Annotated in this window: 19 protein-coding genes; 14 read left to right on the forward strand and 5 right to left on the reverse strand. The window is 52.3% G+C overall.

Annotated features, from left to right (window positions below; translation table 11 throughout):
• Window positions 1–45: 45 nt before the first annotated feature.
• Window positions 46–537 carry an FKBP-type peptidyl-prolyl cis-trans isomerase gene (locus tag OCL06_RS14175; RefSeq protein WP_262995675.1) on the reverse strand — a complete coding sequence of 164 codons (492 nt, stop codon included), beginning with the start codon at window positions 535–537 and terminating at the stop codon, window positions 46–48.
• A gap of 48 nt (window positions 538–585) precedes the next feature.
• The gene (ygfZ, locus tag OCL06_RS14180) at window positions 586–1,581 is read right to left on the reverse strand and encodes a CAF17-like 4Fe-4S cluster assembly/insertion protein YgfZ (RefSeq protein WP_262995677.1); all 996 of its coding nucleotides are present in this window, start codon (window positions 1,579–1,581) and stop codon (window positions 586–588) included.
• 188 nt (window positions 1,582–1,769) lie between these two features.
• Here ygfZ and OCL06_RS14185 point away from each other — a divergent pair, with 188 nt between their 5' ends.
• Genes OCL06_RS14185 through OCL06_RS14195 form a run of 3 tightly spaced genes read left to right on the forward strand, consistent with a single transcriptional unit; the run spans window position 1,770 to window position 3,305 of the window.
• Entirely contained in the window at window positions 1,770–2,021 is a 252-nt protein-coding gene (locus tag OCL06_RS14185; protein WP_262995678.1) for an FAD assembly factor SdhE, read from the forward strand.
• The gene (locus OCL06_RS14190; protein ID WP_262995680.1) at window positions 2,008–2,460 is read left to right on the forward strand and encodes a protein YgfX; all 453 of its coding nucleotides are present in this window, start codon (window positions 2,008–2,010) and stop codon (window positions 2,458–2,460) included. Before OCL06_RS14185 ends, OCL06_RS14190 begins: the two co-directional genes overlap by 14 nt.
• A complete protein-coding gene (locus tag OCL06_RS14195) occupies window positions 2,457–3,305 on the forward strand; it encodes a MaoC/PaaZ C-terminal domain-containing protein (protein WP_262995682.1) in 849 nt (282 codons plus the stop codon). Before OCL06_RS14190 ends, OCL06_RS14195 begins: the two co-directional genes overlap by 4 nt.
• Before the next feature lie 3 nt (window positions 3,306–3,308).
• Here the strand turns inward: OCL06_RS14195 and nadB are convergent, their stop codons facing one another.
• On the reverse strand, window positions 3,309–4,970 hold the full coding sequence (gene nadB / locus OCL06_RS14200; RefSeq protein ID WP_262995684.1) for an L-aspartate oxidase: 1,662 nt from the start codon (window positions 4,968–4,970) through the stop codon (window positions 3,309–3,311).
• A 196-nt stretch (window positions 4,971–5,166) separates the two neighbouring features.
• Here nadB and rpoE point away from each other — a divergent pair, with 196 nt between their 5' ends.
• From rpoE to OCL06_RS14250, 10 genes are all read left to right on the forward strand, one after another.
• Window positions 5,167–5,745, forward strand: coding sequence for an RNA polymerase sigma factor RpoE (gene rpoE, locus OCL06_RS14205; protein WP_262995686.1), 579 nt, complete (start codon window positions 5,167–5,169; stop codon window positions 5,743–5,745).
• Between the two features lie 74 nt (window positions 5,746–5,819).
• A complete protein-coding gene (locus OCL06_RS14210) occupies window positions 5,820–6,407 on the forward strand; it encodes a sigma-E factor negative regulatory protein (RefSeq protein WP_262995688.1) in 588 nt (195 codons plus the stop codon).
• A 10-nt stretch (window positions 6,408–6,417) separates the two neighbouring features.
• Complete coding sequence (locus OCL06_RS14215; protein WP_262995690.1) at window positions 6,418–7,536, forward strand: MucB/RseB C-terminal domain-containing protein; 1,119 nt, start codon at window positions 6,418–6,420, stop codon at window positions 7,534–7,536.
• Entirely contained in the window at window positions 7,533–8,006 is a 474-nt protein-coding gene (locus OCL06_RS14220) for a SoxR reducing system RseC family protein (RefSeq protein WP_262995692.1), read from the forward strand. Before OCL06_RS14215 ends, OCL06_RS14220 begins: the two co-directional genes overlap by 4 nt.
• Window positions 8,007–8,230: 224 nt before the next feature.
• Window positions 8,231–10,027: a translation elongation factor 4 gene (lepA, locus tag OCL06_RS14225; RefSeq protein WP_262995796.1), complete on the forward strand. Its 1,797-nt coding sequence runs from the start codon at window positions 8,231–8,233 to the stop codon at window positions 10,025–10,027.
• Window positions 10,027–10,944 (forward strand): signal peptidase I, encoded by a 918-nt coding sequence (gene lepB, locus OCL06_RS14230; protein WP_262995694.1) that lies wholly within the window; start codon window positions 10,027–10,029, stop codon window positions 10,942–10,944. Before lepA ends, lepB begins: the two co-directional genes overlap by 1 nt.
• Window positions 10,944–11,633: a ribonuclease III gene (rnc, locus tag OCL06_RS14235; RefSeq protein WP_262995696.1), complete on the forward strand. Its 690-nt coding sequence runs from the start codon at window positions 10,944–10,946 to the stop codon at window positions 11,631–11,633. The genes lepB and rnc overlap by 1 nt, the downstream gene beginning before the upstream one ends.
• Window positions 11,617–12,534 carry a GTPase Era gene (gene era / locus OCL06_RS14240; RefSeq protein ID WP_262995698.1) on the forward strand — a complete coding sequence of 306 codons (918 nt, stop codon included), beginning with the start codon at window positions 11,617–11,619 and terminating at the stop codon, window positions 12,532–12,534. Before rnc ends, era begins: the two co-directional genes overlap by 17 nt.
• Window positions 12,535–12,559: 25 nt before the next feature.
• Window positions 12,560–13,198 (forward strand): pyridoxamine 5'-phosphate oxidase, encoded by a 639-nt coding sequence (gene pdxH, locus OCL06_RS14245; protein ID WP_262995700.1) that lies wholly within the window; start codon window positions 12,560–12,562, stop codon window positions 13,196–13,198.
• Window positions 13,198–13,962 carry a TatD family hydrolase gene (locus OCL06_RS14250; protein ID WP_262995703.1) on the forward strand — a complete coding sequence of 255 codons (765 nt, stop codon included), beginning with the start codon at window positions 13,198–13,200 and terminating at the stop codon, window positions 13,960–13,962. The genes pdxH and OCL06_RS14250 overlap by 1 nt, the downstream gene beginning before the upstream one ends.
• Here OCL06_RS14250 and OCL06_RS14255 read toward each other — a convergent pair.
• Window positions 13,938–14,612, reverse strand: a complete 675-nt coding sequence (locus tag OCL06_RS14255) for an AhpA/YtjB family protein (protein ID WP_262995704.1) — start codon at window positions 14,610–14,612, stop codon at window positions 13,938–13,940. The genes OCL06_RS14250 and OCL06_RS14255 overlap by 25 nt on opposite strands.
• A 178-nt stretch (window positions 14,613–14,790) precedes the next feature.
• Between OCL06_RS14255 and serB the strand changes: the two genes are divergently transcribed.
• Window positions 14,791–15,801: a phosphoserine phosphatase SerB gene (gene serB / locus OCL06_RS14260; RefSeq protein WP_262995706.1), complete on the forward strand. Its 1,011-nt coding sequence runs from the start codon at window positions 14,791–14,793 to the stop codon at window positions 15,799–15,801.
• 13 nt (window positions 15,802–15,814) lie between these two features.
• On the opposite strand, the gene OCL06_RS14265 is transcribed toward serB, so the two are convergent.
• Window positions 15,815–18,346 (reverse strand): PilZ domain-containing protein, encoded by a 2,532-nt coding sequence (locus OCL06_RS14265; RefSeq protein ID WP_262995707.1) that lies wholly within the window; start codon window positions 18,344–18,346, stop codon window positions 15,815–15,817.
• Window positions 18,347–18,460 lie beyond the last annotated feature (114 nt).

An 18,460-nucleotide genomic window follows, 5' to 3' on the forward strand; every position in this document is an offset into this window, starting at 1 on the left:
ACAAAAAAAGGTGGCTGATGCCACCTTTTTTTGCCTAACCTGACGTTATGCAGGCTGTTCGCTTTTGCAGCCTTCCGGGCCATGTACATGCCCGTGTTCCAGCTCTTCAGCAGTGGCTTCACGAATATCTACCACTTCAACTTCAAACGTTAATGGCACGCCTGAAAGAGGGTGGTTGCCGTCTACTACCACGTCATCTTCCGTGGTTTCTACCACGATAACTGACTGGTCACCCTGGGGGGTAGAGGCGCGAAATGACATGCCCACTTCCACTTCCATGCCTTCAAACATCGACTTAGGTACACGCTGAACCAGCGCATCCACACGATGCCCGTATGCCTTCTCTGGCTCCACGGAAACGGTAAATGCGTCGCCTTTCTCTTTGCCTTCTAAAGCCTCTTCCAGGCCTTCAATCAGAAAGCGACGACCGTGCAGCACCGTTAAAGGCTCTTTGCCGAATGAGGAGTCTAGCTCGCTGCCATCCTCGGCGGAAACCTTATAATGTAATGTAACGACGCTGTCGGAGGTTATTGTCATAATCAATCCTGTTCAATTGGGAGTGCTCGTGCACTCATGAATTTTAGGCTATTTACGCCCTCGAATAGTGCTGCCTTTGTCTTCGACAATAGAATAAGGCAGAGGTTCTGCAGTCACCACATGCTCAGGCGCTTCGGCCAGTCTGTGGTTATCCTGCGGTTGGGTATCATTTGATAACACCGCCATCAGCCAGGTTTCTTCACCCAGTTGGGCAGCGCGAATAACAGTACCGCCACGGCGCCAGTTATCACCCACCTGTTTTTCTAGGGTATCATCTACAGCTGCTTTTGTCGCCACGGGGAGCCGGAAGCTAAAGGCAGCACGTTTGTTCTTACCCAGAAAGTGAGTCCGTGCCACCACTTCCTGGCCCATGTAACAGCCTTTATCAAAATCGATGCCCTTGAGCGCCTGTACATTCATCATCTGGGGCACGAACGCGTTTACGCTATTGCCGGAGACTGCCGGTATGCCATTGGCAATCTGAACGGCTTCGAATACTTCCGAGCCATACCAGACCACGGCGTCCTGGTCGCGCAGCGGAGCCAGGACTTTATCAGCTGACCGGCTCAGTAGCCAATACATCGGTGACGCGCCCGGCAGGGCAAATACCACGCTGTCGTCAGTTTGCAGGGTGGTTAGCTCAGCCTCTGGCAAGCTGCCAAAGTGAGACTGCAACGCGGCTTCTGCTTGCGGACCGTGGAGCAGCCACTGGCCGTAATCTTGCGAAGCGTCAGAAATGTCGACCTTGGAAAATACGCCGTATTTTTGTAACTGCGCTAACGATTGCGATAACGCGTCACGGTGCATAGTAAGCAACTGCGTCTCCTGATGGCGCAACGCATACATCAGTGCCCAGGCTTTACCTTTAAAATCACAGTGGGCAGCGTGTCGCACACTGTTGTGCGCAAACTCTTTGGTGTTGATCGTTAGCTGACCATGGAGGTAATCGTCGCGCTGCTCCCCGGTAATGGCGGCCACGCCATAATGCTCAACAGAAATAACCGCGTTTTCAGCAAGCTGCTCCAGACGGGCAAGACGCTCCATAGTAATCTCCTGACAATGTTTTCAAACCGCAGCTGGTGGTTTTACGTATTCCAGCCTGACTGTGTGAGGACATGGGGGGAGATTCACAGGAAACAAGTGTCCCGGGCGAAAATCCTGCGAAAAGGACAGTGATTTCCCACACACCCACATGCTATTATTTCGCACGAATTAAAAAGAAGTAGTGATTTATGTTTACACCAAAACGTTTAGCGAGATTGAGATGGGCCTGTCGTCGGGGCATGCTGGAACTCGACGTCCTGTTACTGCCTTTTGTTAACGAGGCTTTTGAGGATCTTACCTATCCACAACAAGAGACTTTCGAGCGACTGCTGACGTGTGACGATCCTGATCTCTACGCCTGGTTCATGGGCCACCAGAAAACCGACGATCCCGAACTTGCTGAAATGGTGGACATCATCATCCGGCGTGTCAAAGTTTAACCTTACAGTCACGGCACTCACACCGTACCGCATTGACTTTCTCATTCCTGTGACGGCTTTGCTGATAGCTACAGTGGCGATGCCTGCCCCCGTCTGGACCTGGCTTTCACCGTGGAGCGCAGCACTAATGCTTGTCGGATTAGGGCTGGTGGCGTGGCAATTGCCTTGGCGTCGACACATCACCAGTGAACAATTCAGTGTGGACGGGCGCGGGCTGATAACCCCCACAGCGGTGAACGGCAATCCTGTAGAGCCGGTAAGTTACGTGCTCAGTCATCAATCCCGGGTTACTGCCCTTGCCGTTTATCTTGAACTGGTTGCGCCGCAGCAGCCGGTGCAGCGAAGATGGTTATTCCGTTCACAATGCCACCCCAGAGATTTTCGCAGGCTAACCCGGCTGATCCTAAGTCAGGCGCAATCCGCCAGGGAGACACTATGATTTCGTTGTATACGCGCGCGCTACTCAAGCGCACAGACAAGCGGCCACTGCAGCAATTTAAGCCACCTCCGCTGCCGGGACGGACGTATTCCCGTACGGTAACAATAGATAACGATCACTATACGCGTTATTGCCAGCTGACCCGCTGGCCTGCGTCCTCAGCACTCCACCCCTGTTATCTGCAAACTCTGTCGCTGCCTTTGCAGATGCAGTGTTTGCTTGATAAGCGCAGTCCGTTTCCGTTGCTGGGGTTGGTGCATACTAAAAACAGCGTCTCGCAGCGGGCAGTAAACCGCGCTGTGCCACTGGAGCTGCGTGTCCGTTTCTCTGCTATTCGACAGCACCCCAAAGGGTGGGAGTGCGATGTGCAGGTGAGTGGCTTACAAAGCGGTAGCCAGGTTTATGAGGCCACCAGTACTTATCTGACCCGGGTAAAAGCCTCCCATGTGGTGCCCGGCAGGCGCACGACGGATGGCGCGTCGCAGCAACCTCTGGAGCAGGAGCCATTGGCGCGTCTGACGATCCCTGCCAGTATTGGACGCCAGTACGCGAGGGTATCAGGTGACTATAATCCAATCCATCTGCATGGGGTCACTGCGAAGCTGTTTGGTTTCAGACAGCCGATTGCACATGGTATGTGGACATTAGCGCGCAGTTTTGCCGCGTTGCCACAGAATAATCTGGAGGGGAGTGTGCAATTGCAGGCGGTGTTCGAAAAACCGGTTTTCTTACCGGCCTCAGTTCTTTTGCATAGCAATGAAGATACGCCGGGTAGCTTTACGTTATGGTCTGAAGATGGCAAGCACCGGCATCTGCAAGGCAGCGTAACGGCGCTGCCTCAGTAAAAATCAGGTGGCCAAGGTGCCAGGCTCGGCGAGTTGCCGGGTTTTCGATGGTATGAGAATAGTGGGTTGCGGGTTATCGCTGGTTTCCGGGTGATCCAGATTAAAGTGCAACCCCCGGCTTTCTTTGCGTTGCATAGCGCAACGCACAATGAGCTCGGCCACCGTCACCAGATTTCGAAGTTCAAGCAAGTTGTTGCTTACCCGGAAGTGGGCGTAATATTCTGCAATTTCCTGCTCCAGCAACTGAATGCGACGCAGTGCGCGCTCCAAACGTTTGTCCGTCCGGACTATACCAACGTAATCCCACATGAATAAACGCAGCTCATGCCAGTTGTGCTGAATAATCACCTCTTCATCAGAGTTGCTTACCTGAGACTCATCCCAGGGGGCAATTTCTTCATCAGTGGGAGTATCATCCAGACGAGAAAGGATGTGCTCTGCGGCTGAGCTGGCAAAAACCACACATTCCAGCAACGAGTTTGAGGCCATGCGGTTGGCACCATGCAGTCCTGTATACGCAACTTCGCCCACTGCGTAAACATTATCCAGATCGGTACGGGCATTAAAATCCGTCATGACGCCGCCGCAGCTGTAATGTGCGGCTGGCACCACGGGAATGGGTTGGCGGGTGATATCGATACCCAGTGAACGGCATTTTCGATAAATATTCGGAAAATGCTTAACGATGAAGTCCGCCGGCTTGTGGCTGATATCAAGATACATGCAATCGGCGCCAAGCCGCTTCATTTCATAGTCTATAGCGCGGGCGACCACGTCTCGCGGGGCCAGATCGCCACGCTCATCAAAGCGGGTCATAAACGGCGTCCCGTCTTCGTGTACCAGCCGGGCGCCTTCGCCACGCAGCGCTTCGCTAATCAGAAAATTACGCGCCTGCGGGTGATAAAGGCAGGTAGGATGAAACTGGTTAAATTCCATGTTGGCTACCCGGCACCCCGCGCGCCAGGCCATGGCCACACCATCACCGCTCGACACATCCGGGTTAGAGGTGTACTGGTACACTTTACTGCCGCCACCGCTGGCCAGGGTGATGAAGTTTGCTCTGATGACTTCCACGTGTTCGCGTTGACGGTTCCAAACATAGGCGCCAGTACAACTGCCCTCCCGCGTCTTCGACGGGATCAGGTCAATCGCATTATAGCGCTCGAAAAAGTGAATATTAGGATGCGCCGAGACAGCATCATTCAATGTAATTTGTAACGCTTCGCCAGTGGCATCGGCTGCATGTAGAATGCGGCGGTGACTGTGACCCCCTTCGCGGGTGAGATGATAACGCTGTTCGCCCTTGTCATCGGTTTCGGTATCAAAGGGTACGCCGAAACCAATCAGCCACTCCAGCGATGATTTTGCGCGTTCAGCTGTGAACCTGACGGCGGCTTCGTCGCACAGCCCTGCGCCGGCTAGCAGGGTATCCTGAACATGGGCGTCAATGGAGTCCTGCTCGTCGAATACCGCAGCAATACCACCCTGTGCGTAGCGGGTAGACCCTTCGTTGCGGTCACTTTTGCTAAGCACGATAACCTGACAATGCTGCGCCAGTTTGAGGGCCAGGCTCAAACCTGCAGCACCGCTACCGATAATGAGCACGTCACAACGATGTTCAATGGCGCTTGCGGCACCAGAGGGTGAAGGCAACTCTGATTTCATGTATTTTTAGCGTAGTAAGTCGGAGCGAAGATGCAGCAAGTCTAAAGGATGAGTGGTAAAACACAATCGCGAACAGTAGGCTATTACGTTTTTTTTAGAAAAACTGCCCTTATATCGAACTTTTCAGAAACCGGGCAGTCTACACATACGCTTGCGAGAGCTATTGTGTAGTAGACGTTAAGGAGTGATGGCTCGAATGAGCGAGCAAATAACCGATCAGCAACTGGTTGAAAAGGTACAGAGTGGCGATAAAAACGCTTTTAATCTTCTGGTAACCCGCTATCAGCACAAGGTAATGCATTTAGTCTCGCGCTATGTGAAAAATTCTGGTGACGTCGCAGACGTGACTCAGGATGCTTTCATTAAAGCGTATCGCGCATTACCTAACTTTCGTGGTGACAGCGCGTTTTATACCTGGCTATACCGGATCGCAGTAAACAGTGCAAAGAATTACCTGGTCGCGCAGGGCAGAAAGCCGCCGGCCAGTGATGTTGATGCCGATGAAGCCGATTATTACGAGGGCAGCGATGCACTGAAAGAGCAATCGACGCCTGAGCGCAGTTTGCTGTCTAATGAAATAGAAGCCACCTTATTCCGCGTGGTGGAAAAGCTGCCTGATGATTTACGCACAGCAATTACGCTGCGCGAAATTGAAGGGTTAAGTTACGAAGAAATTGCCACTGCCATGGACTGTCCCGTCGGGACTGTCAGGTCACGGATATTCCGGGCTCGCGAAGCAATTGATAAAGTTATACAACCGCTGTTAGAAAATTGAACTTTTCGTTTGTGAGGGTTACTAACAGCTGTGTTAGGGTGGTAAGTGATCAGCATTGATCAGGGTGTGAATATATGACGCAACAGCAAGAACAATTGTCCGCTTTCATGGACGGTGAAGCACAAGACAATGACATTATTGACGTAATTAAGCAGGATGCTGAATTGCGGGCAAAGTGGCAGCGCTACCACGTCATCCGTAGCGGCCTCCGTAAGGAAGCCAGTGTCGCGCCACAAGTAGACATTACCGCCAGCGTGGCAGCTGCGTTGGAAAATGAGCCTACGATTATGGCGCCGAAGAAGTCCCGGTGGAGCAAAGTACCGGTGCTTGGCAGTGTCGTGCCGTTTGCCAGACAGACCGGACAATATGCGGTAGCAGCCTCGGTGGCGGCAGCGTTTATCTTAGGCTACCAGCAGTTCAATCAGCCTGAGTTGCCGAATGAACCGTTTATGACAGCGCCGACTAACCCTCAGGGTGGCATGGCGCCGGTGAGCTTGCAGCAAACCCGTACGCTTCCCAGAAACGATATGGAAGTAATGCTGGAGAAAAAGCGCAAGGTGAATGCCCTGATTGCTGATCACGAGCAGCAGGTTAAAATTAAGCAAGCTGAAGAGCAAAGCGAAGAAGCTAAGCAAAACAATCAGCCAGAATCTCAGCCATAGTAGCGACAGCATGAATTTATGTAGTAACGTACCAGCCACTTCCGGGCTGGTACGTTTGTTTTCAGGAACAAGAAAGTGCCTGCTGGTGGGCGCAATGATCTGCGCCTTACCCGCCATGGGGCAAGAGTCGTCTGCGCAGCCGGACGTAATCTATACCGAAGAAGATAAGCTCAACCAGTCTGATCAAGGTGAAAGTGATGCCCACTCATCCGCTGCCGCTGACGATGAAGCCCCCACCACCACCGGCGACTGGCTTGAACGGTTAACCCAGGCCACCCAAAACCTCAATTTTCAGGTCACTTTTGTGCAAAGCCGGGCGGGTCAGGAAACGGTGCCTTACCTGTGGCGGCATGCCGTGGACAAAAACGGTCAATCCCTCGAGCAACTGAACCTGCAGAACGGGCCGGGCAGGGAGCTAATCCGGGTAGGCAGCGTGGTAAGCATCTTTGAGCCCGATGTGCCGCCGTACAGTTTACGGTCAGATTATATTAACGGCCCTATCCCCAGTGAGCTGCTGTATCATCCGGATGCGCTGCGAAAGGGCTATGAGTTTGTGAGCGTGGGCAGGGCGCGGGTAGCAGGGCGGCCTGCACAGCAAATTAGGATAGTGAGCCGGGATAACAGCCGGTTTAACTACCAATTGTGGCTGGACGAGAAAACCGGCATGTTGCTGAAGCTGAATATGCTTGACCTGCAAGGGGCATTGTTAGAGCAAATACAGGTGACCTCACTGACAATTACTGACGCGCCACATGCTTACTTTCAGCGGGTAAATCAGGCATCGTTGCCGAAGCCAATGGCTATTTCTCCCAGTAAAACCCGGGATCACGCCTGGGAAGTGACCTATTTGCCTACCGGAATGCATGAGGTACGTCGTGATATCCGTCGGCTGGCTCTGACCGGTCAGGTGGTGGAATACAAGATGTTCAGCGACGGGCTGGTGGATGTCTCGGTTTATGTGCAGCCGGCTGCGGATGCACTTGGCTCGGATCTGGTGTTGCGGCATAACCTGAATACGTTTCTCACCCTCACTGACGGAAAAGCACAGGTGACGGTAGTGGGAGAAATTCCACCGAAAACGGCCGAATCAATTGCCACCTCATTGTCGCTGACCGGAGACACAGAGTGATTACTGAGACGGCCACAGTGGTGCAGGTGGATGAAGACCGGGTCGTGGTAGAAGCCGCGATCAAAACCACCTGCTCCAGTTGTCAGGCGCAATCAGACTGTGGCACCGGCGCCATTTCCCGGGCGCTGGCGCCTAAAGTGCAGCAACTTAGTTTGCGCTCACCTATGCCGGTGAAAGTAGGTGATAAGGTTCAGGTCGGTATTCCGGAAGCCGGCATCGTCAGTGCCTCGGCACTGCTTTACTTATTGCCGTTGGTTATGTTTATTGCCAGCGCCGTGCTCTTCAGTGCGGTGTTGCCCGCCATGGGACTGGTCAGCGAACTGTGGGTGTTACTCGGGAGCGTGCTGGTCACCCTCGCAGGCTTTGTGGCGTTATCCGGCTGGATTAAAAAGCTCGACAGCCGTCGTTTCGAGCCAGTATTGCTGGCGAAATCTCAACCCGCTATGTCCCCCGACAAGCCTGTGGTGTAAGGGTTAATCCTCGGCGCTGAATGCTACGCCTGGCAATATTTCTCTGCTGTACATTTGCCGCCTTTCGGCGGACTTCATTCGCTTTTCCGGTAAGAAATGGGTAAAATCCGCTCGCGCTGCGGGGTGACGTGGAACGACGTTTCCTTCCCCGGGTGATCACCCTCTGTGCAGACAGAGTAAAAAGTAAGTTTAACGATAATTTTTTGCAGGTAATTTCCAGCATTATGCAACATTCGCACATTCGTAATTTCAGTATCATTGCTCACATCGACCACGGTAAATCAACGTTGTCAGACCGCCTTATTCAACATTGTGGAGGGCTGACCGAGCGTGAGATGGCCGAGCAGGTACTCGACTCCATGGATCTCGAGAGAGAGCGGGGAATTACGATTAAGGCGCAGAGTGTCACGCTGAACTATACCGCCCGTAACGGCGAAACCTATCAGCTTAACTTCATTGATACCCCCGGACACGTGGATTTTACCTATGAAGTGTCGCGCTCGCTGGCGGCCTGTGAAGGTGCGCTGCTGGTAGTAGACGCCGGACAGGGCGTAGAAGCGCAAACCCTGGCAAACTGCTATACCGCTATCGATATGGATATGGAAGTAGTGCCAATCCTGAACAAAATCGATTTGCCGCAGGCAGAACCCGATCGGGTCGCTGAAGAAATTGAAGACATTGTAGGCATTGACGCCTTGGAGGCCGTGCGCTGTTCTGCTAAGACCGGTGTGGGTATCGAAGATGTGCTTGAAGTCATTGTTAACAAAATTCCGCCGCCAGAAGGCGACCGTGAGGCCCCGCTGCGGGCACTCATTGTTGACTCCTGGTTTGATAACTATCAGGGCGTAGTGTCGCTGGTACGTATCATGGAAGGTGAGCTCAACGTAAAAGACAAAATTCAGATCATGTCGAATGGCCAGACGCACCAGGCCGACAAAGTCGGAATCTTTACCCCGAAACCCGTTGAAACCGGCACGCTACGGGCCGGAGAAGTGGGCTTTGTGATTGCCGGCATTAAAGATATTCAGGGCGCCCCGGTAGGTGACACGATTACGCTGGCCAAAAAGCCGGCCGAAAAAATGTTGCCAGGCTTTAAAAAAGTGAAGCCGCAGGTTTATGCCGGCGTGTTCCCAATCAGCTCGGATGACTACGAAGACTTCCGTGACGCCCTGGCAAAACTTAGCCTGAATGATGCCTCGCTGTTCTATGAACCAGAAAGTTCAGCCGCGCTGGGTTTTGGGTTCCGTATTGGTTTTCTGGGTATGCTGCACATGGAAATTATCCAGGAGCGACTGGAACGTGAATACGATCTTGGTCTGATCACCACGGCGCCTACGGTAATTTATGAAGTAGTGACGACCAAGGGAGAGACACTGAGTGTAGATAACCCGTCTAAACTGCCGCCGGTGAATGATATTGAAGAAATTCATGAGCCAATGGTAGAGGCTAACATTCTGGTACCGCAGGAATTTCTGGGCAATGTCATTACCTTGTGTGTGGACAAACGCGGAATGCAGACGAACATGGCCTACCACGGTAAACAGGTGGCGGTCACTTATGAACTGCCTATGGCAGAAGTGGTCATGGACTTTTTTGACCGCCTGAAGTCTACCAGTCGCGGGTTCGCTTCGCTGGACTATAATTTTAAACGCTTCCAGGCATCAGACATGGTGCGGGTAGATATTTTAATCAATGGCGAGCGGGTTGACGCGCTGGCCATCATCACCCACCGCGACCAGGCCCAGACCCGTGGCCGCGAGCTGGTGGATAAGCTACGCGAGCTGATCCCACGGCAGATGTTTGATATTGCGATTCAGGCGGCCATTGGTAACCATGTGGTGGCGCGGAGTACGGTGAAGCAGCTAAGGAAAAACGTTATTGCCAAATGTTATGGCGGTGACGTGAGCCGGAAGAAAAAGCTATTGCAAAAGCAAAAGGAAGGGAAAAAGCGCATGAAGCAAATTGGTAACGTTGAATTGCCACAGGACGCGTTCCTGGCCGTATTGAAGGTAGGCAAGTAATGGCGAACTATTTTTCCTTATTGCTGGTTTTTCTGACGCTGGCGACAGGGCTTATCTGGTTGTTAGACAGCCTGATTTTTGCGCCCAAGCGCAGAGCGAGGATGGCAGATACGGCGGCCGCCGCCGGCAGCACTTCGGGCATGGATCCGCAACCGGAGTTACCGTACCTGGTCGATACCTCGCAACAGGTTTTTCCGGTCATTGCCTTCGTACTGGTATTACGGTCTTTTTTCTACGAACCGTTTCAAATCCCGTCTGGCTCTATGATGCCTACATTACTGGTGGGTGATTTCATTCTGGTAGAAAAGTACGCCTATGGGGTCAAAGACCCGGTATTTCGGGAAAAGTTGATTGAAACCGGCGCGCCTGAACGGGGTGACGTAGTGGTATTTAAATATCCCGAAGCACCCAATGTAGATTATATCAAGCGGGTAATTGGCTTACCGGGCGATACCATTGTCTATCGCAATAAGCAGGTATTCATTAAACCTAAATGTGATGGAGACAGTGATACGTCGGCGTGTGGGGAATTACGGGCGATTCCGCAGGAATTTGTCAGCCGCGGCGAGTTTGTCCAAGAGATGGCTCCGTTGCTGCGCTACCGTGAAACGCTGGGTGACGTGACCCATGATGTGCTGCGCCATCCTCGCCGGGAATTTGGCAGCGCCAGCTTCTACTCCCAGCCTGGCACCCGCCGCGATGAATGGATTGTGCCGGAAGGCGAATACTTTGTGCTGGGTGACAATCGCGACAACAGCCGTGACAGCCGTTTCTGGGGTTTCGTACCTGATGATAACCTGGTAGGCAAGGCGGTCGCCATTTGGATCAGCTTTGAATTTGAACGGGGCACCGACAGCTGGCTACCAAGCTGGATCCCCACCGGCGTGCGATTTGACCGTGTAGGTGGCATTGACTGATGCAAGGTATTAACCCGTATCGTCGTTTATATGCCGCACTGGGTTATGAGTTTCAGGATGTGACTATGCTGGAACAGGCCCTGACCCACCGCAGCGCCGCCAAAGAGCATAACGAACGACTGGAATTCCTCGGCGATGCCGTATTAGGCATGGTGATTGGTGAAGAGCTTTTTCGTCATTTTCCTGCCGAGCCCGAGGGCAAACTTACCCGCATGCGCTCCACGCTGGTTAAGGGTGACACGCTGGCCGAGTTAGCCCGTGAAACCAGTATTGGCGAGTTACTTAAACTGGGGCCGGGCGAGCTGAAAAGTGGCGGCCATCGCCGTAGCTCAATTCTGGCCGATGCGGTGGAAGCGATTATCGGTGCAATCTATCTGGAAGCCGGGCTTGAGCAGGTACGCACTGTCATTCTGAGTTTATGGCAGTCGCGGATAACCCGGCTGGACCCTAACGCGCATCCGAAAGACAGCAAAACCCGCCTGCAGGAGTTTCTGCAATCGCGTAAGCAACCACTGCCGCAGTACGAGGTAGTGTCTATTACAGGTAAAGATCACGCGCAAACCTTTGAGGTAAGCTGCACTGTCAGCAGTCGTGAGGAACCTATTACTGCCGCTGGCAACAGTCGGCGCAAAGCGGAACAGGAAGCCGCACGCTTAATGCTGGAGGTGTTGGATGACAACGCACAATGATCAGCCTCGCTGTGGCCTGGTGGCTATAGTTGGTCGCCCAAATGTTGGCAAGTCCACACTACTGAATCGTCTGCTGGGGCTTAAAGTCAGCATTACGTCCCGTAAGCCGCAAACTACCCGTCATCGGATTATGGGAATCGATACCGAAGGCCAGTGCCAGGCTATCTACGTCGATACGCCGGGTCTGCATCAGGAAGAAAAACGCGCTATTAATCGCTATATGAACCGGGCCGCCAGTAGCTCACTGGCCGAAGTGGGCCTGGTAATTATGGTGGTAGAAGGAACCCGTTGGACCGACGATGACGATATGGTACTGAGGAAGGTGAAAGAATCTGGTTTGCCAGCCTACCTGGTGATTAACAAAGTCGACAAAGTACAGGATAAAGAGCAGTTGATGCTACACCTGCAAAGTTTGTCGCAAAAACATCAGTTCGATCATATTGTACCGGTGAGCGCTAAACAGGGAAAAATGGTCAGCGATCTTAAAGAGCTAGTGATGGATAGTTTACCTGAAAGTGAATTTTATTATCCCGATGACTACATCACGGACCGCTCCAGTCGTTTTATGGCGGCAGAAATCATTCGCGAAAAGCTGATGCGTTTCACCGGCGACGAGCTGCCTTATTCGACCACCGTCGAAATCGAACAGTTTAAAATGACCGATAACGGGGTGTATCGGATCAGCGGCCTTATTCTGGTGGAGCGAGAAACCCAGAAGCGTATGGTGATCGGCAAAAAAGGCCACCACCTGAAAACTATCGGTGAACAGGCACGTAAAGACATGGAAAACCTGTTTGACAATAAGGTTTTTCTGGAGCTGTGGGTAAAAGTTAAGCAAGGCTGGGCAGACGATGAGCGGGCGTTACGGTCGCTGGGCTACGGTGACGATTACCAGCAGTAGCACGCAGTAAACAACAGAGGCGGTTATGGCAATTTCAGATTTGCGACGGCAATACACCCTGGGTGAATTAACTGAAGAACAGTTAACGGCGCATCCCATCGCATTGTTTAATCGCTGGTTGCAGGACGCTATCGATGCCGGTATCCCGGATCCAACCGCCATGACTGTGGCCACAGTAGCCAGTGATGGTCAGCCATCACAACGCATTGTGTTGCTTAAGGACGTGTCTGAAGACGGGTTTGTGTTTTTCACTAATCTGGGCAGCCGCAAAGCCGCTGAACTGGCGGCCAATCCTAAAGTGTCCTGCCACTTTCCCTGGTTTTTTATGGAGCGCCAGGTGAGGGTGTGCGGCACTGCTGAAAAGTTATCGCTAAAAGAGAACGCCAGTTACTTCCTGTCCCGTCCCAAGGATAGTCAGATTGCTGCATACGCATCCAGACAGAGTCAGCCGCTGTCAGCCAAGACCGCATTGTTAAGCCAGTTTTCACAGCTTAAACAGAAGTTTGCCGACAAAGCCTTGCCGGTCCCTAATTTCTGGGGCGGTTACCGAATACGTCCCCATCAGATCGAATTCTGGCAAGGAGGGAAAGATCGCCTGCACGACCGCTTTGAATATAACCTGGCAGAGGGTGGCCGCTGGCAAACCCAGCGCTTAATGCCCTGATGATAGACAGTCATTGTCATCTCGATTTTGATGACTTCACTGACGATATCTCCGAGGTACTGGAACGCGCCCGTAACCAGGGTGTGACACGCTTTCTTATCCCCGGCACCACGCCCTCTGGCTGGCAGCGACAGTGTCAGCTACACGGCCAACATGATGACATAGACATTGCCTTCGGCCTGCACCCCTATTTTCTGCAGCAGGACAATGAACAAGCACTTGGCTCTCTCGAACAACAATTAGCCCATGCTGCTGACCAGGCTGTGGCGGTAGGGGAAATTGGCCTTGATGCGACAGTGGATGTACCGGAGAAAGAGCAAATAGCGGTACTGGATCGTCAGTTGTCCCTGGCAAAAGAGGCCAGGTTACCGGTTATTCTGCATCACAGAAAAACTCATCATCTGCTGCTTGCCCGGCTGAAAGCCACCGGATTTGATCAGGGCGGCGTCATTCACGCTTTCTCAGGCAGTAAAGAAGTAGCCGATGCGTACCGGGACCATGGCTTTCTTCTCGGTATAGGCGGCACGGTTACCTACTCCCGCGCTAAGAAAACCCGGGCTACTGTTGCGGCTATGCCGGTGTCGGCTCTGTTGCTGGAGACCGACTCTCCGGACATGCCCGTATGCGGTTATCAGGGTAAGCGCAATGAACCGGTGCGGGTCACCGATGTGGCGGCCGAACTGGCAGCAATACGCGACTGCGCGGTAAACGAGATAGATGCTGCCACCACGAATAACTATCAGCGTCTTTTTTCATCGAACTGAGCTGCGGGTGCGGCTGCTCGGGTGCGGTACTGACGAAGCGCAGGACGGGCCTTATAAAAGCCCCGAGTAAGATATATTCCCAGTATGAACGCCAGAAACATACAGCCAAACAGTATTTGTAGTCTGCTTTTTTGCAGCGACAGCGGTTTTCCTAATACCACCACCGGATCGATAATGACACGCAAGTAGCCAATGGTTGAGCCACTGTCGTTAACGATATCCTGGATATGGGTAACCGGCGGAATGTCGCTCAGATAGGCTTTACTGACTACAGACGTGTAGTGTTCAAGTGGTGCGACCACCATGCCTCTGTCGTCATACACATTGGCCTCAATAACCGTAGGTTCCTGCTGTAAATTGGCCAGCAACGTCGCCAGGGCCTCATTGTCTTTCGTGGCCAGCGGTTCCGCCAGAATTTGACTGTATTGCCGGGCCAGTGGCTGGCCCGGTTGACTGGTCTGCATCTTCAGCCAGCGCTGTTGTTGTTGCTGATACTCCAACAAGGTGGTGATGGCCACGATAATGGTCACGCCCAACAACAGCGAGTGAACCAGCCTTTTCATCACTACATAGGCGCTGTGTGAAAAGGCGGGACTTTGCCGACGATCCGAGGATATATAAGAGGTTGAGGTTAGTTGTTGCTTCGGCATAGGGATTCCTGTCTATCTTTTTACACCATATCTCAAACGGCAGCGTAAAGTCACCTCCTGTCTGTACTTTGGGCGGTTCGGTTGGGCCGCGTGATAAGTTATTCTTCGCTGAGGGTTTGCTTGCTGTATGAGTTCAGCTAGGATAAACGCCAGTTTGGAGACCTGATAAGAGTACGCCTTGAAGTTAATTACCCCACCTGAAGGCAGCCGCCATCAATCCGCCGCGCTGATATCCATGCTGGATGTTCATCATACCGTCCGGTTTGAACCGGCTGATCGGCAGTGGTACGCCTGCGAAGCCAGCAGTCAGGATCAGGCGATATTAACCCTGTTCTGCCAGTCGCTTACCGTCGCACAGTGTGAAGCCGTGATAGACGGGTTAAATGATTATTTATGTGTAGGCGGCTTGTCTGCTCATCCGTTGTCCGGCCGCTATGGCGAGACTGTGTTGCGCGCCCCCGTGCTATACAAGCAACGGCAGGGACTGGCGGCGCGCTGCTCACAACTGTCGACTGCCCTGGGCGTGGAGCTTGGCGTTCAGGATACGCAGCCAGCGTTAGCACAGCCCGGCGTACTGGTGATGGATATGGACAGCACCGTTATCCAGATAGAGTGTATCGATGAAATTGCCAAACTGGCAGGGTTGGGAGAGCAGGTCTCGCAGGTGACTGAAAAGGCCATGCGCGGCGAGCTGGACTTCGCTCAAAGTTTGATTTCACGGGTGGCTTGTCTGCAAGGCGTTGAACAGGCGCAATTAGCGCAAATACGGGATCAAATCCCGCTGATGCCAGGCATCAGTGTGCTGATCGGGGAGTTAAAGCGGCATGGCTGGCGCATTGCTCTGGCTTCAGGCGGCTTTACCTTTTTTGCCAACTACCTGCAATCCCGGCTTGGGTTGGACAGAGCTTATGCCAATGAGCTTGAGGTTGTAGACGGCACACTGACCGGCAAGGTAGCAGGCGATATTGTAGACGCTGATACAAAGGCTGCCGTGGTGTCGGCCATGGCTGAAGAGTATCAGGTCGCCCGTGGTCAAACGGTGGCGCTAGGCGACGGGGCTAACGATTTAGTAATGATGCGGCAGGCAGGACTGGGCGTGGCCTGCCATGGTAAACCCGTGGTGAATGAAAAGGCAGATGTGGCTATCCGTTTCAGTGGCCTGCACGGACTCTTGTACTTCCTGCGCTAGTCAGCGCTGGCAATCAGGCGCGTAACAGCGCCTGAATACCGTTAGGCTCTATCACATGCTGGGCTGTATTTTCGCGGTTTCGGGCAATTTCCGCCGGCTCAAAATTGTAGCGCATCATGACCTCATCGGTGATGTCTACCAGATGCGAACAGGCTGCAATACTCCACAGTTTTTCTTCCAGCTCTTTCGCCCGGTGGATGGCGTAGACGCTTACATAGTTTATTTCCGCCTGTAGCATATCCAAATCAGGCTTGCCGGTGGTCGTCAGCATCACATGCAAGGCAATAAACTGTCCGCGACCCATGGCTTCTTTGATGAAGTTGTGGCGGGTGTCATCTGAGGTGAACTGGTTATCAAAACGCGGAATGATGGCCATTCGTGAGTCTTTCTGCGCGGGATCAAAAGCAATAAACACTTCCTGACGAATTGGCAGGTTTTCCACTTTAACCTGTTTGATCCCATGCTGAACGAAGGGAGAGTCGAGGTTGCGATCCCGGAACATAAACTCCAGGTTCACTTCATCTTTCCCCCCGAAATGACTGGCCAGCCGGGATACCCGGTCGTCTTGCTTGCCGATGATACTGGCTTCCGGTTTATAACGAACCCCGTCTTTACTCAGCAAAAACGACAATGACATTACATTGCGGGCGTTGATGATGCGCAGGGCATGGCCGATACCGGGAATTTCTTCCTCTTCCGGATAACTTTTAAGGGTGTTGCGGTTCTGTTTAATCAGATCATCGAAAAAGTGCCGGGCGCTTTGACCTGGCTCACCGTGCGCACTTTTCAAATGCACAATGTTGCGGTCCGGATTGAAGTGCACCACATCGTACTGCAGCGACATCACATCGTGCTTGCTGGTTAATTCCTGCAGTTTAGGAAAGGACACGGTAACCCTATCGTCAATCTGACCGGTAAATTCACCGTTCAGTTCCAGTCGCAGGCCGTGTACCGAAATGTCTTCGCTGACCCCTTTGACCGGGCGGCCGTCCACGTGCATACGCAATTCAATATTCGAGCGCAGCAGATAGCGTGATTCCAGGCGTTTATCCTGTGATTTAAACCGGAAGATAGGTATTTCCTGGGGAACCCGGTTGCGTGGGTGACCAAATACGCGCAGGTGGCTCAGGTTATTCCGGTTAAACTTATACTCACTGTAACGGCGCTGGCCGGCGTCACTGGTTACATCGGTAATGTGCACCAGGTAGCGTAAATTTTTAAGTTTCGACATTAAGCGTGGAGCCGGAGGGGTATTCTGACGCTTAATTTTACTGCTGACACTGTCCGGAATAGACAGTGGCGCATGGGCCTGATCAGGACTCATATCGGTCATGGTCAGCTTAAAGATACGCCAACTGGCTTTGCGCGAGCCAAATCCAAGAAACGCACCGCGTAACACGTCTTTATCGGCAAGTTCGTCGGCACTGGCCGAATAAAAATACACTTTTTCATTCTGCAAGTGGGTAAAACTGTATACAAACAGCTCCCGTCGGTCGGCTTTTTTCTGTAACAGCGCCGCCAGACGTTTGCTGTTCAGCAAAAATCCTAATCGGCTTTCGTCCTGCTCATCACTCCAGTAATGCAGTATTTCGCGGTTCACTTCATTTGCCATGGCGTAGCGGGGCACAGGGGAACCGTTAATGTCATCTATGTAAACCGGCAGGGTTGGACACCGCGGTGAAAAATATTGCTCGCAGGATTTATTACGAATGGCGTCGATGGTGTTGGCCATGTTTACTTTGTAGCGGCGTTTATTGCCATGGATAAAACTTTCAAGAAATTTGTCGAACGCCGGGTTGGGAAATTCTTTGGCACGGCGCAGTGACAAGTACTGGATATCTTTCTTACGGCCAATCTTTACCACCGTGTAGGCAATACCGTTTTTCTTGTCCATAGCGAATTCATCTTCCAGTCCACGGAAGTAGATAAACACTTTCTCGCCGGTTTTAAATAAAGATTCTTTGCTGAGTTTAACCTGGATGCCTTCAGTGGAGACGTCCACACTGATCCCACGGATTGAATGGTTACTCTCGTTAAATATTTCCAGCGCAACCGCAAAGTTCATGCGCTCAGTGTCGCGTCTGCTGTAATCGAGCAGATTGACTACAGGTACGCTAAAGCGGGCCATAGTGTGTGTGCTTTTTGATGACTGGCCGCCTTGCTCCGATTGCTGTTGGCTGGATTCGGCACGCTCACGCATGACACGGTAATTATTCTCAGTCTGCTGAACCGCTTCATAGACACCAAAACTATAATGGCCGAAGACCCTTATTTGCTGTTCAAACATATCTATGGCGATGTCATCGAGATAATGCTTGATGCCGTCGTATTCGTACAGCTGACAGTTACCATCGACCTGACCGCGCAAGTCAATTGAGCGCATGCAGGGACGGGCGAGCCGCTTCACTTCCATTTTAATCAGGAAACGTTTTTCTTTGGGTAGGCCACCGGCGACCTGCGTTAACACCTGATTGAACTCGGGCTCGTTAACCATCGGCTTGAGTTGTTCAATAATGTCGGCGTACTGCTGAAGGTCTTGAGTCATCTTTTTTTTTCGGGATGATTATTAAATTATTATTAATTAATGTTATCGGCTTGACAATTATTTACTAAACAGCCGTTTACAAATACTACCAGAAGTCAGGATGCATGTGGGAAA

It is taken from the genome of Alteromonas salexigens (assembly GCF_025628895.1).
Lineage (GTDB): Bacteria > Pseudomonadota > Gammaproteobacteria > Enterobacterales > Alteromonadaceae > Alteromonas > Alteromonas salexigens.